Below are 14,906 nucleotides of genomic sequence, written 5' to 3'. Positions count from 1 at the left end.
AATGCTGTCGATAAATAAGAATATACGTGATTTGGTTACGTGCAGAGTGTCCTCCCGCGGTTCAAGGATGATAAACGCGGTATAGTCGGATCACTTCTTAATTCTCATGGACGAGGTGCATAAATGGAAATTTCAACAATACTAGGACTGGTTTTTGGTCTGATCGCAGTAGTCTGGGGGATGGTACTCAAGCATGCTCCGCTTGAAAGCTTGAACAATCCCGCCGCCTATGTAATTATCTTTCTTGGTACGGCCGCCTCAATCTTCATGGCCTTTCCCATGTCGGAAGTCAAGAATTTCCCTAAGCTGCTGAAGATCCTATTTGTGAAGAAAAAGATGGTCGGCAAGCCCGAACTGATTACAATGTTCATGGAATGGGCATCCATCACCCGCCGTGAAGGACTGCTTGCATTGGAATCGAATGTCGATGAAATCGAAGATAATTTCCTTAGAAACGGTATGCGGATGATTATCGACGGCAATGACCAGGAATTTGTCCGCGATGTATTAATGGAAGATATTCACGCTACAGAAGATAGACATAAAGCCGGCGCCTTAATCTTCTCCCAGGCCGGGATGTACGCACCTACACTGGGGGTACTCGGGGCTGTTATCGGGCTGATTGCCGCCTTGGGGGATATGAGCAATATGGATGTCCTGGCCCACGCGATTGCCGGAGCCTTCATCGCTACTCTGCTGGGGATATTCACCGGTTATGTAATGTGGCACCCTATGGCCAACAAGTTAAAACGAATTTCCAAACGCGAGATTGAAGTCCGCCTGATGATGGTAGAAGGTCTGTTGTCTATCCAGTCGGGGGTCTCCACCATTGCTATCAATCAGAAGCTTTCCGTCTTCCTTACTCCGTCCGAACGGGCCAAGCTGAGTGAGAAGGAGGGCGCCTCGAATGAGCAAAAAGACTAGGCATGAGGAGCACGAAGAGCATGCCGATGAATCCTGGCTACTGCCCTATTCCGATCTGATGACCCTGCTGGTTGCTCTATTCCTGGTTATGTATGCCATGAGTGCTACGGACGCCCAGAAGTTTGAGCAAATGGCCCAGGCGTTCAATTCAGCGCTCAGCGGCGGTGGCGGCGTACTGGAATTCCGCTCGGATTCACCTACGAGTACTCAACTTGACCAAGGCAATAAGGATAAAATGAATAGTGTTATAGATAAAAATACAGGCACCGCCGAGATCTCCAAACTTCGTGCCAAAGAACAGGAGGATCTGGAGAAGCTTAAGGAGCAATTCGATCAGTACATCAAGAATAACGGAATGACTGATCTGCTCAGTACGAAGCTGAATCAGTCCCAGTTAATGATTACGATCAGCGACAACGCCTTATTTGCTTCGGGACAGGCTATGGTCAAGGATGACTCCCGTCAGCTGGCCAAGTCAATCTCGACGATGCTGCAGCAGTTTCCCGATTATGATATATTAGTGCAGGGACATACGGATAATATTCCTATCTCCAATAGCAGCTACTCCTCCAACTGGGATCTTAGCGTGGCCCGTGCCCTTCAATTCATGAAAATCCTGCTGCTTAACCCCAATCTGGACCCGGTCAAGTTCAGCCCGATCGGATACGGGGAATATCATCCCATCGCTGAGAATACGACTGCCGCCGGACGCGCCAAGAACCGTCGTGTAGAAGTCTCCGTTCTCCGCAAATACAAAGATGCAACAACAGAAACTACTGATGTTGCCGCTCCCGGTAAATAATGCGAATATATTATAGCTTATTAAGTAATAAGAGCTGTTCCCGGGCCATTATTCGGCCTTCAGGAACAGCTCTTTGTTTGATTGCTTATTATTTAAAGCTTATTGCAGCTCATAGTTCAGCATAGCTCCAAGCTCCTGCTTCTCCTGCGGTGACAGATCACGCCATTCCCCGGTCTGCAGGGCGCCCAGCCGGATATTCATTACCCGGATGCGCTGCAGACGCCGCACTTCATAGCCAAACGCGCTGCACATGCGGCGGATCTGCCGGTTCTTGCCCTCGGTAAGAATAATCCGGAATACCCGCTCACTGATCCGTGTTACCTCACAAGGGAGCGTTCTGCTGCCCAGAATCTTCACCCCGGTGGCCATGCCCGTAAGGAAAGATTGCGTGACTGGCCTGTCCACGGTAACTACATACTCCTTCTCATGTCTGCCTTCAGCACGCAATATTTTGTTCACAATGTCCCCGTCATTCGTCAGCAGAATTAATCCCTCAGAATCCTTGTCGAGCCGTCCGATAGGGAAAATACGTTCTTCATGTCCGATGAAATCAACTATATTCCCCTGAATATGGCCTTCTGTAGTAGATGTGATGCCTACCGGCTTATTAAGTGCGATGTAAACGATCCTGCTGCCTGTTTCCAGGCGTTTGCCGTCGATCAGCACCGTATCTCCAGCTTCTGCCTGACTGCCCAGCAGAGCGGTCTCACCGTTGATGGTGACTCTTCCCCCTTCCACCAGCTTGTCTGCTTCACGGCGCGAACAGTACCCTGTCTCACTGATGAACTTATTAATTCTCATGTCTGTCATTCACTCCGTTCTATATACATGCCTGACGGAAGGTTATTCTCCCCGGCTTCAGGCAGCTTAATGGTCACCTGCGCACCCCGTCCGTACTCACTGCGGATCTCGAGACTGCCCTTATGGGCTTGTATAATACGCTGGCTGACCATGAGTCCAAGCCCGGTCCCTGACTCTTTATTCGTGAAGAACGGCTCGCCCAGCTTAGGAAGCATATCCTCCGGAACCCCTCCGCCCTCATCAGAAACAACAATAACCACAGAATTATTCTGCTGCTGCTCCTCCAGGGTAATCGTCCCTCCGTCAGGCATAGCCTCAATCGCATTTTTGATTACATTAATGAATACCTGCTTCAGCTGGTTCTCCTCACAGTGCACCATAGCCGGCATATCCGAGAAATACGTTACAAACTCTATGCCAAAAAGATGGGCTTGGCTATCCAGTAGAGAGATCACGTCGCCGACAATATGCCGCAGATCCCTCAACTGAAAATGAACGGCCTGCGGCTTGGCCAGGATCAGAAACTCACTTACAATCAGATTGATCCGGTCCAGCTCCGAGAGCATAAGATCAATATGCAGCGGGACCAGAACCTTCTTCTCCTGCTGCAGCTGCAGGAACCCTCTCAAGGTGGTCAGGGGATTGCGGATCTCATGGGCAACTCCGGCTGCCAGCTGGCCGACCGTAGTCAGCTTCTCAGAGCGTCTGAGCAGCTCTTCAATCCGGTTGCGCTCAGTCATATCACGGGATACATGTACAAAAGACTGCGGCTGCCCTTCCTCATCCCGGATCACCGAGGTGCTCACACTGACTTCTACGATAGAGCCGTCACGTTTCAGTCGTACGGTCTCTACCGGAGGCAAAGACATTCCGTTCTTGAGCTGCCGCAAACGGATATCTTCCTGCTCCTGTACTGTAGCCGGCACCAGATAAGGCGTCTTGACCAGCGCTTCCGCTGCACTCCATCCATAGAGCTCTTCAAAGGCTCTGTTCGTACTTATAATCCTGCCATCCATATCCACAGTGTGGATCGCATCCGAGGTGCCGTTAATTACCGACTCCAGATGCTCTTTAACCGCCCGGTTCTCTTCCAGCGTCTGACCCAGCCGGTTCGTGTGCTGCAGCAGGTGGGAGGTCATCGCGTTGATCCGGTGGGCCAGCTGTCCGAGCTCGTCCCGGCTCTCAACATTTAATGGAGGCTCGAATTTGCCCTTGGCCACATCATTCACCTTAGCCAGTATATCCTGAATCGGCCGTGTGACGAAGCCGGCCATAATATAGCTGGCCAGGAAAAAGATAATAAGCAGCAGCACGGACGTGGTGATATTATTGAACAGCTGCTCTTTAATTACGGATGAGATCAGCGAGTAATCCATAACCACAGTAATTACATAATCGTCGGCTCCCGGCTGTTTGATTGGAATAAAGCTTTTGAGCACTCTTTTGCCCAGAACCTCTGTATCCAGCGTTACCGGCTCACCCCCGTTGATCGCTTCCCGTATTGCAGCCTTATCCTGTGCAACGTTGCCGTACGTATACGTACCGTAATGAATAGGACGGTTGCGCAGCTTCACATTGATCGGGTCACTGCCATCGGGCAGCATGCTGGGGGATCCGAACGTTTTGGGATTAAAGCCTGTTATCTCCAGAATGCCGGGGTTCACGGCTTTGGAGTCCTGAATAATTTCGTCAGGTCCCATAATCTTGACGTAATCGCTTACGGCAGTACTGCGGATATAAGGATCTATGATATAGTTGCTGGTACCATCATAATAGTAACCCCATTTATCAATGTACTCCGGATTTGAGGTTGAATATTCGAAAGGGCCGGACCAGAAATTATCCATTGTCTGCCCCTGGTCAACGGATACCCGCTGGCCTGCAAACAACTCCAAAAAAGCAACATACCAGTACCCCATGCCTTTGGTCGAGAGTCCGATCTCTGTGGGATCTGATGACTTGGCTACAACAATATCATTATCAGTCTTGACCAGAAGCGAGATATTAGACACGCCCAGCTTGATGGCCAAGGCCTGCAGCTCCCTATTGTCCACATTCTTGATATCCGGGTCAAGCTCAAGCGAAGCCAGAATAGAGGTCATCCTCAGGTTCTGGGCAATTTTATGCTGCACATAGTTGGAACTATAACTGCTCTGCTCAACCGAAACAGCGATCTGCATGGCAGTTATCTTCATATTACTCAGACTTTCATTACGCAGATTATTCCGGACGGCATATAGATTAAGTGTAAGATTCAGCGTCAGGATTAAGAGTACCGAGCCGAAAATAATAGCCGATAATTTCGTTTTTATAGACAAGCGTATTGTTCACCTCTTACCGCTGGTAAATCCTAGCGGAGCATTCATAATTATCATACCTTTTGCCTCTCCATTTGAAAAGACATTTCAAACAGGGATAACCTAGGGAACATATTGAATTCTTCAGACACATTCTCTACAATAAGTAGGAAACCATCCACAGGTTATGCACATATAAACATTTTGCTAAATCGCGATGTGTACAATTTTGTGCATAAGTCGGGCTTTATCCACAGAGTTGTCCACAATTTGTTAAGAACGAATATTTGTTCGTTGTACAAGGAGCTATTTTAGAAGGGAAGATGAACTTGAATACACAACTTGAAGAGTTGCCGCCAGACGAGCGGGCAATTCATGAATATTGGATGAACGAGGCAATAGGCGAAGCCCGCAAAGCAGAAGCACTGGGTGAAGTGCCGATCGGGGCAGTGGTTGTCCGTGAAGGTACAATTATCGGGCGCGGCTACAATCTGCGTGAGACCACGCTCGATTCCACTGCCCATGCGGAGATGGTTGCCATCCGTGAAGCGAGTACGGCCCTTAATTCCTGGCGTCTGCTCGACTGCCAGCTCTACGTGACCCTGGAGCCCTGTCCCATGTGTGCAGGAGCCATGGTGCAGGCCAGAGTCCCGCTTACTGTTTATGGTACTCCTGATCCCAAAGCCGGCTGTGCAGGGACTCTGATGAACCTGCTGGAGGAATCGCGTTTTAACCACCGTACAGAGGTCATCCAGGGTGTGCTGCAGGAAGAATGCGCAGAGCTGCTGACTTCGTTCTTCCGCCGGCTGCGGCAAAGACCCGCCAAGCTCTAATGAAACGGATCAGATATATCATTCTATTGTGACCAGGAGGACGATCCATGTCTTTTAAGCTGTACAATACCCCGAAGGGAATCTATATCTCTTTATTGAAGCTCACGGATGCCGAAGCGCTGCTTAACCTCCGTCACCGTAACCGCAAGGAGCATCAGCAGTTCGAACCCCTCCGTGACAATGACTACTTCACTCTGGAGAGCCAGCGGCAGCTGATTAACCAGCGCATCCTGGACGCCCGGCAGGATAGTGCTTATATGTTCGGCATCTATCTGCTCAGCGGCGAGCTGATTGGCCAGATTACCATTTCTAACGTGGTACGGGGTGTCGGACAATTTGCCGATATCGGATATTTTATTGATTATGAAATGCAGGGTAGAGGGTATACCAGCGCAGCGGTGCATCTGATCCTGGGCTATGCCTTCCGTTCCCTCGGCCTTCACAGGCTGCAGGCGGCCATCCTGCCTCATAATGACGGCTCCCGCAGAGTACTGGAGAAGAACGGCTTTCAGGCTGAAGGACTTGCCCGCCGCTTCATCAAAATCAACGGAGAATGGCAGGACCACCGCACTTACGCCATTCTGGCTGAAGATTTTCTTCCACAGGAGCAATAGCCTGATCTGCCGGAGCCGCCGGCAAGCAGCACAAAAATCCCGTATGAGCGGAGGTTCGCTTATACGGGATTTCTGTGTTACTGCAGTATTTATTAATAAGTGCCTGTGGCTCCGAACTGCTGCTGCAGCTCTTCCAGGGTAATCACATCTTCGCCTTGCGGAATTCCGATCTGGAAGGTTTGTTTCTCATTGATTTTGCTGTATTGATTGCTAGCGGTCATAGACAGAGCAACATTCTCACCTTGTTCAGGATCATTCACTTTGATATCCATAAGCATATCCTGATACACCGGGAAGTTATCGTCATTGATCGCCGTGTTAAGATGGAACTGGTTAATCGTCAGATGCGTGTTCAGCTCAGCCAGATCCTTATCGAATTCAGCGCGTGCTTCACTGGACTGCAGCTCTTCCTTCGCTTTAGCCAAGTCGGCAGCATCGATCTTCAGCAATTCCTTGTATTCATCCTTGCCGAGAATATCGATGATCTTAGGCAGCGCATTGTTCACCAGGATGGTGAGCGCCTCTTTGACATTATCATTCGTTACCTGGAACTGGACAACCTGTTTGGCTTCAACCCCTTCAGGCAGGCCGGCTTCCTTAGGTTTGATTTCGTTAAAATACTTCTCTTCGTCGTACTCACCCAGTAATGTGTTCATCACTTCATTAGACAGCTTCTGCACTTTCTGCGTGTCCATAGCCGAAGGGTTGAATTCAGCCCCCTCCTGCTCGGCCAGTTCCTTCAGATCCACTTCAACAAATTTACCTACGATTGTCTCGGGAAGCGGCAGGAACGGAATGGACGGCACTTTGACATACAGCTTCTCTGCTGTCATTACCATCGGCACCGTGAAGGACATCGCCATATCCCCCTTCAGATTCAGAACCATTGTAAGCTCTGTCTGCATCGGCTCTGCCTGGTAGACTCCATCAACTGTAAGCTCAGCATTCTTGAGCATGCTGAGAATTTGACCCGTTGTAGCATCAGCTTCGCTTGTACCTGTGTCGATCGTCAGGTCATTAACGGTAAGCTTCGTCTTCATTTCATACGATGTCATCGCCGCAACTTTATTTGCAGCAGCGGACAGTGCCTCTTTCGGTGCCTCTTTTTTTGCACACCCCGGCAGAATTACTGCGGCGGTGAGCAGCAATGCAGCAGCGGATAACCCCCATTTTTTATTCATTATTGTTCTCCTCTCCCATGTGAAAAATTCTTTCCCCTCCCTAATGATAAACCATTTGGCAAATATGAGAAACATTTCTCTCCATTTTCATCTCCGGCTAGGGTCAGCCCTGAGGATTATTATGGTCAACGTGGTTAGCCTGTTTTACCTTTTTTGAACCGGATAACGGCTCAGGACCTGATGAATGATGTTCCTTGCGCGGCCCCTGATTATCCTGCTGTACACCGGGTACCGGCATGCTTTTTGGTTTGCTCATCTTGTTCGCCTCCTATGGATTGGTTAAGCCCTGAAGCGCCTGCGCGCATTCATGAATCTGCCTTGTATACTGCTGCGCCAAAAGCTGTACGGCATCCCTACGCTCATCCGCAACGCGCCCGTCCTGCTCCGCGTCGAGCAGGTTCACAGCAACCTCACGGCTATCCACATAAGTGCAGCGGAAGTCGAGGGAATACCCTTGGCGCCCGGCTGCATTGAAATGAATGAGCAGACTGTTCTGGTCCGCCGCATCCCCCTGCACGCTGAAGCTGTCCCCATCCTCCATCAGTGCAGGCAGGCGTTCCTGCCAGGCAGACACCAGACTCTGCTGATCTACTTGTAATTGTCGGTCCATCTTTATGATCATCCTCCTTCTCTAATACATTGCCGAGAAAGAGAGCTTTTTATTCTCTTTGGAACATGTTCCATCCAAAAGAATCCTCCGAGTACAACAAAAAAACCGTCCCCCATAAGGAGAACGGCTTCTATCTGCAAATCTTTGAGTGTAAAGGAATGGCGGAGAGGATGGGATTCGAACCCATGTGGGCTTGCACCCTAACGGTTTTCAAGACCGCCCCGTTATGACCGCTTCGGTACCTCTCCAATGCATCTAAATTTCACATGCATTAGGAATTATATCACACCCACCAAATAATATGCAACTATAATTATTGAGCAGTTTGTGCGCTTATGGATTTCACATTACGCATATACGGCTGCAGGCATTCCGGAATCAGAACACTGCCGTCTTCCTGCTGGTAATTCTCCAGAATAGCCGCTACTGTACGGCCTACGGCCAGCGCAGAACCATTCAGCGTATGCACGAATTCCGGCTTGGACTTGGGCTCTTTGCGGAAGCGGATATTGGCCCGGCGGGCCTGGAAATCCTCGGTGTTGGAGCAGGAGGAAATTTCGCGGTACATTCCGCTCTCCGGCAGCCACACCTCCAGGTCATACGTCTTCGCCGATGTGAAGCCCATATCTGCCGTACACAGCAGCAGGACGCGGTAAGGCAGTCCAAGGAGCTGTAGGACGCGTTCAGCATCGGCTGTCATCTTCTCCAGCTCCTCATAGGAGGTCTCCGGACTGGCAAGCTTCACAAGCTCCACCTTATTGAACTGATGCTGGCGGATCAGACCGCGGGTATCACGCCCCGCAGATCCGGCCTCCGAACGGAAGCAAGAGCTGTAGGCTACATGGTACTTCGGCAGATCACCAGCTGTCAGAATCTCTTCACGGTAGTAGTTCGTTACAGGCACTTCTGCTGTAGGGATCAGATAATATTCTGTATCACGCAGCTTGAACAGATCCTCTTCGAACTTCGGCAGCTGTCCTGTTCCATACAGGCTATCCTTGTTGACAATGTACGGCGGCAGCATCTCTTCATAGTTATGCTCTCCGCTGTGCAGATCCATCATGAAGTTGATTAGAGCGCGCTCCAGTCTTGCTCCCAGCCCTTTGTAGAAGGCGAACCGGGAACCCGTAACCTTGGCTGCCGCTTCAAAATCAATGATATCCAGCTGCTGCGCCAGCTCCCAGTGTGATTTCGGAGTGAATCCGAACTCTCTGGGCTCCGACCAGCGGCGTACTTCAACATTGTCCTCCTCGGACTTGCCAACCGGCACCGATTCATGCGGAATGTTCGGAATGCTCATGGTCAATTCATCAATCTTAACTTCGAGCTCGCGTACTTCATCGTCCAGCTCTTTGATCCGGTCGGAAACCGTACGCATTTCTGCGATCAAATCATCGGCCGGTTCTCCATTTTTCTTCTTCTTCGCTACATCTCCGGATACGGTGTTCCGGCGGTTCTTAAGTCCCTCTGTTTCCTGAAGCAGCTCACGGCGGCGCAGATCAAGCTGCGGGAAGCCGGCAATCAAATCGAGCGACTTTCCTCTTTTGGTAAGGGCCTCTTCTACTCTTGCATAATCACTACGCAACACTTTAACATCTAACACAAAGTTTCCCTCCTGAAAACAGCCCAAACTCTTTCAAAATGCTGATTTGTTTACAGCTTTGAAAGAGTCAGGATGTTTTATATGCAGTTCTATTGATTGGCTGCGCTACTGTCCTCTACCATGTCGGCAAAATATTGATGCAGCCTGTAATCATCAGTCAGTTCCGGGTGAAAAGAGGATACCAGCAGGTTGCCCTGACGTGCAGTTACAATCTCATCCTTATAGATGGTAAGCACATCGACATCCGGACCCACCTCGTTAATGAGCGGAGCACGGATAAACACCGCACGTACCGGCTCAGCAATCCCTTTAACCTCCAGATCACATTCAAAGCTTTCCCGCTGGCGGCCAAAGGCATTCCGGGCAACGGTAATATCCATCAGCTCCAGATGACCGGGTTCGCCTCCGGCAATGTGCTTGGCCAGGACAATCATGCCGGCGCAGGTACCAAAAATCGGCTTGCCTTGACCCGCAAACTCACGTATAGCTTCTATAAAGCCATATTTGCGCATCAGTTTGCCGATGGTCGTGCTCTCGCCGCCGGGAATAATCAGTCCCTCTACCTCTTCCAGCTGCTCTACACGCTTGATAGGCAGACCCTGCGCACCTGTCTTCTCAATACTGACAATATGCTCTGTTACAGCGCCCTGCAGCGCCAACACTCCTATTCTCATCCGGAAGCCTTCTCTCTATTAACGGCCGCGTTCCGACATACGTTCAGCCGGAGTCAAAGTGGCAATATCAATCCCCTTCATCGGGGCGCCAAGGTTCTTCGACACTTCAGCAATCAGCTTGTAGTCTGTAAAGTGGGTGGTCGCTTCTACAATGGCACGGGCGAATTTCTCAGGGTTGTCGGACTTGAAGATCCCCGAGCCAACGAACACGCCGTCAGCACCAAGATGCATCATGAGTGCGGCATCCGCAGGCGTAGCTACACCGCCGGCAGCGAAGTTAACGACAGGTAATTTGCCAAGCTGATGAACTTCCAGCAGCAGCTCATAAGAAACGCCAAGTATCTTAGCTTCATTATAGAGCTCATCAAGCGAGAGGTTAGTCACTTTGCGAATTTGACTGTTTATGTAGCGCATGTGGCGGACGGCTTCAACGATGTTGCCGGTTCCCGGCTCACCCTTGGTACGGATCATCGAAGCTCCTTCGTTAATCCGGCGTAGGGCTTCCCCAAGGTCCTTGGCTCCGCATACAAAAGGAACGGTGAATTCACGTTTATTGATATGGAACACTTCATCTGCCGGCGTGAGCACTTCGCTCTCATCCAGATAGTCAACACCGAGGGATTCAAGAACCTTGGCTTCTACATAATGGCCAATACGGGCTTTAGCCATAACAGGAATGCTCACTACCTTGATAACCTCTTCTACAATAGTAGGATCGGCCATACGTGCTACACCACCCGCTGCGCGGATATCGGAAGGTACACGTTCCAGAGCCATAACGGCTACTGCGCCCGCTGCTTCGGCAATTTTTGCCTGCTCTGCATTCATGACGTCCATAATGACGCCACCTTTTTGCATTTCTGCCATGCCTCTTTTAACTCGCGATGTTCCTGTTTCCATGTCTAAGCCTCCCGAATGATCTAACCTAATCTAACTTGTAATTCTACCGCAAGGCGGTGATATATACAACCTATTTACTGGGATTTTGTCGTAATGCTGGCATTAGACTGCCGTGCGGTTAGAACAAGTTCTTAATTCCTGTAAACAGGTCGCCAAAAAATTCTCCGATTGCTCTCATCAGCAGTTTGAACCAGCCAGCCTTCTCTGCTTCCTCGGCAGTAATCAGGTTAACCGTCTTCTCTTGAACCTGAGACATTCCTTCGATCTGGTAGGTATATGTGACCTTACCTACTTTGCTGGCTCCGGCAATCGGCGCGATCAAGGTTGCCGGGTCGTTCGTCACCACTGTAGTTTTGATCTGTGGAGAAACCGTACCCTTTGGTACCATGAACGTAACTCCCGCATCCGTCACAACAGGTACATCCTTATTCTTGCCTTTGAGTACAGGCACCGTTTCAGTACCGGCGATGACAGCCTTAGGCGCAACCACCTGCTTAATCTCGAAATTGTTGAAGCCGAAATCAAGCACCTTCTTCGTTTCCGTGAAACGGTGTGCTTCAGAGTCCGCTCCCATAACTACGCTGATTAGACGCATGCCGTCACGCACAGCAGTACCTGTGAAGCAGTTGCCGGCTTTGGAGGTGTGTCCAGTCTTCAATCCGTCGAGACCCGGATAAGCATAGGCTTTGAAGTTAGCAATATCCTTGTTGGCTTCCAGCATCCAGTTATAGTTAATCATCGGTTTGGTGTCACGCTCACGGAATTTATAGGATTGGATCGTTGTAAATTCAGTGAAGTCCGGATGATCCGTTACAATATTTTTGGCAAGAATGGCTGCATCCATTGCAGACATGACCGTTTCGCCTTCTGCCTGCGGACGGAATTTCTCCGGCATGTCCGCTCGGTCAAGTCCGGTGGAGTTAATGAAGAAAGCGGTCTTCATGCCCATCTTCTGGGCAGTCTCGTTCATAAGTGTTACGAATTGCTGCTCCGAACCCGAGACCAGCTCCGCCAAAGCTACTGTGGCATCATTAGCAGAACCTACCGCCATCGCTATGTACAGTTCTTTAACCGTATGTTCATCACCTGCAGCCAGATAAATCCGCGATCCGGTCTGCTTAGATGCATTCTCCTGTACAATAACCTTCTCGTCCCAGGATAGCTGGCCGCTATTTACGGCTTCGGTAACCAGATATTCTGTCATCATCTTGGTCATACTCGCTGGAGGCATAGGCTGATCGGCATTGAGCGACATCAGGACCTCGCCTGTAGTAGGCTCAATCAATACTGCAGATTTTACATTCAGTCCCAGTGACTCCACGCTTGGAATCTTGGTTACTGCCGTTTTGGCAGGTGTTGCCGCTGTCGATGGAGCCGCAGCCTCTGTTGCAGCCGGTGTGCTTACCGCCTCTGCCATCGCAGACGCTGCCGGGAATGCTAGCATATTTAAAAGCAGACCTACTGTCGCTGTCTTCATCACAAGTTGCTTACTACTTAGTTTCCGCTTGTACTTCAATGATTAACTCTCCTTTAAACCTCAGATCAGTGCTTGTTCTATTCTAACACAGGGGTATCTGCAAAAAAAGACAGGCAGGACGAATTTAGTCCTGCCTGTCCGCAAAAATATGCGATTCTTCCCGGTTTACAGAGAATAGTTCGGCGCTTCTTTGGTAATCTGCACATCATGCGGGTGACTTTCACGAAGTCCCGCACCTGTGATACGGATAAATGAGGTGTCGTTGCGCAGTTCCTCTAATGTCTTCGTACCGCAGTAACCCATACCTGAGCGCAATCCGCCGATCAGTTGATGAACGGTATCGGACAACGGCCCTTTAAATGCAACCCGGCCCTCAATCCCTTCAGGAACAAGCTTCTTATCATCATCCTGGAAGTAACGGTCTTTACTGCCCTGCTTCATGGCGCTCATGCTGCCCATTCCGCGGTATACCTTGTATTTACGTCCCTGATAAATTTCCGATTCCCCAGGGCTCTCTTCCGTACCGGCGAACAAGCTGCCCATCATCACTGCAGCGGCTCCGGCAGCAATTGCCTTGGTGATCTCTCCGGAGTACTTAATTCCCCCGTCAGCTATAACTGGAATCCCGTATTCGCGGGCAACCGTTGCACAATCATAGATTGCTGTAACCTGCGGAACGCCGATACCTGCAATTACGCGGGTTGTACAAATCGATCCGGGTCCAATACCGACCTTGACCACGGATGCTCCGGCTTCAATCAATTCACGGGTAGCTTCACCTGTAGCTACATTACCGGCCACAATAGTAAGATCAGGATACAATTCGCGCAGCTGGCGGACCGCGTCGATAATATTAATATGGTGTCCGTGTGCCGAATCCACTGTGATAAGGTCAACACCAGCTTTTACCAATGCCTCTGTACGTTCAAATGTATCCTTAGAAATACCGATTGCAGCTCCAACAAGCAGACGGCCTTGAGCATCCTTGGCCCCGTTAGGGAACTGGATAGCTTTCTCTATATCTTTAATAGTAATGAGACCTTTAAGAATATTGTGCTCATCCACCAGCGGCAGCTTCTCGATCTTGTGACGTTGAAGGATGCCTTTCGCTTCCTGAAGGGTTGTACCTACAGCAGCGGTAACCAGATTCTCATGAGTCATAACTTCTTTGATCTGAATATTGAAATCGTGGATAAAACGCAAATCACGGTTAGTCAGAATACCAACAAGCTTACCGCCTTCATCTACGATAGGTACACCTGAAATGCGGTATTTACCCATCAGAACTTCAGCATCGGATACCCAGTGGTCTGGCGTAAGTGAGAATGGATTGGTAATAACGCCGCTCTCGGAGCGCTTCACACGGTCCACCTCTTCCGCCTGCTGCTCCACGGACATATTCTTATGAATGATGCCGATCCCGCCCTCGCGGGCAATAGCAATCGCCATAGCTGCTTCCGTGACTGTATCCATACCTGCACTCATCAAAGGGATGTTCAGCTTCACATTCTTGCTAAGTACAGTGGTTAAATCCACTTCCTTAGGCAGTACCTCGGATTTACGCGGAACCAGCAGCACATCATCAAAAGTGAATCCTTCTTTACCAAACTTATCTTCCCACACCTGGGTCATTCCTCCTCGAAATATTCTTTTCTCCACCTGCCTGCCAACTTATGAATAAAAAAACTCCTGCTTCAAGTCCATACCTGATAGACAGCGGTAAAGGCTTGGGAGTTATACATAATAGTGTCTTCAGTTAAGGTTTGAGATGCTTGTCCAAAAATATATTAGAGCTATCTTAGCAAAGGGCTTTTGGCCTGTCAAGAATATTACATCTTCTGATAAGGTATTAAGAAATCTTGCTCCGGGTAAGCGAATTCTTGGACTAAAGTCCGTGTGCAGTGGACAGATTATATAATAATCCATAATTTAACACTTTAACGTCTATGCATTGTCCATGTATAAAAGTATACAAAAAAGCCACTGTCGATTGCTCAACAATGGCTTCATGTGCTTGGCGGCGTCCTACTCTCCCAGGACCCTTCGGTCCAAGTACCATCGGCGCTGGAGGGCTTAACGGTCGTGTTCGGGATGGGTACGCGTGGAACCCCTCCGCTATCGCCACCAAACATGCGTCTGTGAAACAGACGCTGCCGCTTGAAATTCGGTTCATCACGGACGTGTGAATGA

General features: G+C 49.7%; 14 protein-coding genes, 1 tRNA gene and 1 rRNA gene. 4 read left to right on the top strand and 12 right to left on the bottom strand.

Annotated features, from left to right (window positions below; translation table 11 throughout):
• Positions 1-123: 123 nt before the first annotated feature.
• Positions 124-924, top strand: a complete 801-nt coding sequence (gene motA, locus NSU01_RS00465; protein ID WP_039303855.1) for a flagellar motor stator protein MotA — start codon at positions 124-126, stop codon at positions 922-924.
• The gene (motB, locus tag NSU01_RS00460; protein WP_042132714.1) at positions 908-1,726 is read left to right on the top strand and encodes a flagellar motor protein MotB; all 819 of its coding nucleotides are present in this window, start codon (positions 908-910) and stop codon (positions 1,724-1,726) included. Before motA ends, motB begins: the two co-directional genes overlap by 17 nt.
• A gap of 99 nt (positions 1,727-1,825) precedes the next feature.
• Here motB and rluF read toward each other — a convergent pair whose 3' ends face one another.
• Together rluF and NSU01_RS00450 are read right to left on the bottom strand one after the other, a co-directional pair.
• Complete coding sequence (rluF, locus tag NSU01_RS00455; RefSeq protein WP_042132713.1) at positions 1,826-2,527, bottom strand: 23S rRNA pseudouridine(2604) synthase RluF; 702 nt, start codon at positions 2,525-2,527, stop codon at positions 1,826-1,828.
• Between the two features lie 5 nt (positions 2,528-2,532).
• Positions 2,533-4,845, bottom strand: coding sequence for an ATP-binding protein (locus tag NSU01_RS00450; protein ID WP_076248771.1), 2,313 nt, complete (start codon positions 4,843-4,845; stop codon positions 2,533-2,535).
• A 308-nt stretch (positions 4,846-5,153) separates the two neighbouring features.
• Between NSU01_RS00450 and tadA the strand changes: the two genes are divergently transcribed.
• Positions 5,154-5,657: a tRNA adenosine(34) deaminase TadA gene (gene tadA / locus NSU01_RS00445; RefSeq protein WP_256704065.1), complete on the top strand. Its 504-nt coding sequence runs from the start codon at positions 5,154-5,156 to the stop codon at positions 5,655-5,657.
• Between the two features lie 47 nt (positions 5,658-5,704).
• Positions 5,705-6,271 carry a GNAT family protein gene (locus NSU01_RS00440; RefSeq protein WP_076248772.1) on the top strand — a complete coding sequence of 189 codons (567 nt, stop codon included), beginning with the start codon at positions 5,705-5,707 and terminating at the stop codon, positions 6,269-6,271.
• 92 nt (positions 6,272-6,363) lie between these two features.
• Here the strand turns inward: NSU01_RS00440 and NSU01_RS00435 are convergent, their stop codons facing one another.
• The 10 genes from NSU01_RS00435 to rrf form a co-directional block, all read right to left on the bottom strand.
• Positions 6,364-7,452, bottom strand: a complete 1,089-nt coding sequence (locus NSU01_RS00435; protein WP_042132709.1) for a DUF6612 family protein — start codon at positions 7,450-7,452, stop codon at positions 6,364-6,366.
• A 103-nt stretch (positions 7,453-7,555) separates the two neighbouring features.
• Entirely contained in the window at positions 7,556-7,708 is a 153-nt protein-coding gene (locus NSU01_RS00430; protein WP_042132708.1) for a small acid-soluble spore protein P, read from the bottom strand.
• 12 nt (positions 7,709-7,720) lie between these two features.
• Entirely contained in the window at positions 7,721-8,062 is a 342-nt protein-coding gene (locus tag NSU01_RS00425) for a hypothetical protein (protein ID WP_042132707.1), read from the bottom strand.
• A gap of 159 nt (positions 8,063-8,221) precedes the next feature.
• Positions 8,222-8,310: transfer RNA gene (locus NSU01_RS00420), tRNA-Ser, on the bottom strand.
• Positions 8,311-8,375: 65 nt separating this feature from the next.
• A complete protein-coding gene (gene serS / locus NSU01_RS00415) occupies positions 8,376-9,665 on the bottom strand; it encodes a serine--tRNA ligase (protein ID WP_042132706.1) in 1,290 nt (429 codons plus the stop codon).
• A gap of 89 nt (positions 9,666-9,754) precedes the next feature.
• Positions 9,755-10,339, bottom strand: a complete 585-nt coding sequence (gene pdxT, locus NSU01_RS00410; RefSeq protein WP_076248773.1) for a pyridoxal 5'-phosphate synthase glutaminase subunit PdxT — start codon at positions 10,337-10,339, stop codon at positions 9,755-9,757.
• Positions 10,340-10,357: 18 nt separating this feature from the next.
• The gene (gene pdxS, locus NSU01_RS00405) at positions 10,358-11,239 is read right to left on the bottom strand and encodes a pyridoxal 5'-phosphate synthase lyase subunit PdxS (protein WP_042132704.1); all 882 of its coding nucleotides are present in this window, start codon (positions 11,237-11,239) and stop codon (positions 10,358-10,360) included.
• Between the two features lie 118 nt (positions 11,240-11,357).
• On the bottom strand, positions 11,358-12,755 hold the full coding sequence (locus tag NSU01_RS00400) for a D-alanyl-D-alanine carboxypeptidase family protein (protein WP_144026230.1): 1,398 nt from the start codon (positions 12,753-12,755) through the stop codon (positions 11,358-11,360).
• Between the two features lie 126 nt (positions 12,756-12,881).
• Positions 12,882-14,339 (bottom strand): IMP dehydrogenase, encoded by a 1,458-nt coding sequence (gene guaB / locus NSU01_RS00395; protein ID WP_039303893.1) that lies wholly within the window; start codon positions 14,337-14,339, stop codon positions 12,882-12,884.
• A gap of 389 nt (positions 14,340-14,728) precedes the next feature.
• Positions 14,729-14,845: ribosomal RNA gene (gene rrf, locus NSU01_RS00390) — 5S ribosomal RNA — on the bottom strand.
• Positions 14,846-14,906: the final 61 nt, after the last annotated feature.

The sequence above is a fragment of the Paenibacillus sp. FSL H8-0259 genome, from assembly GCF_037963255.1.
Classification (GTDB): domain Bacteria; phylum Bacillota; class Bacilli; order Paenibacillales; family Paenibacillaceae; genus Paenibacillus_AQ; species Paenibacillus_AQ phytohabitans.
Note: the sequence above shows the minus strand (reverse complement) of the source record. Positions and strands in the feature narration are given on the sequence as shown.

Bases quoted from the DNA above. Each gene is read 5' to 3' on its own strand.
- motA (WP_039303855.1), top strand. From the start codon at position 124: ATGGAAATTTCAACAATACTAGGACTGGTTTTTGGTCTGATCGCAGTA.
- NSU01_RS00435 (WP_042132709.1), bottom strand. From the start codon at position 7,452: ATGAATAAAAAATGGGGGTTATCCGCTGCTGCATTGCTGCTCACCGCC.
- rluF (WP_042132713.1), bottom strand. From the start codon at position 2,527: ATGAGAATTAATAAGTTCATCAGTGAGACAGGGTACTGTTCGCGCCGT.
- NSU01_RS00440 (WP_076248772.1), top strand. From the start codon at position 5,705: ATGTCTTTTAAGCTGTACAATACCCCGAAGGGAATCTATATCTCTTTA.
- NSU01_RS00430 (WP_042132708.1), bottom strand. From the start codon at position 7,708: ATGAGCAAACCAAAAAGCATGCCGGTACCCGGTGTACAGCAGGATAAT.
- motB (WP_042132714.1), top strand. From the start codon at position 908: ATGAGCAAAAAGACTAGGCATGAGGAGCACGAAGAGCATGCCGATGAA.
- NSU01_RS00425 (WP_042132707.1), bottom strand. From the start codon at position 8,062: ATGGACCGACAATTACAAGTAGATCAGCAGAGTCTGGTGTCTGCCTGG.
- pdxS (WP_042132704.1), bottom strand. From the start codon at position 11,239: ATGGAAACAGGAACATCGCGAGTTAAAAGAGGCATGGCAGAAATGCAA.
- pdxT (WP_076248773.1), bottom strand. From the start codon at position 10,339: ATGAGAATAGGAGTGTTGGCGCTGCAGGGCGCTGTAACAGAGCATATT.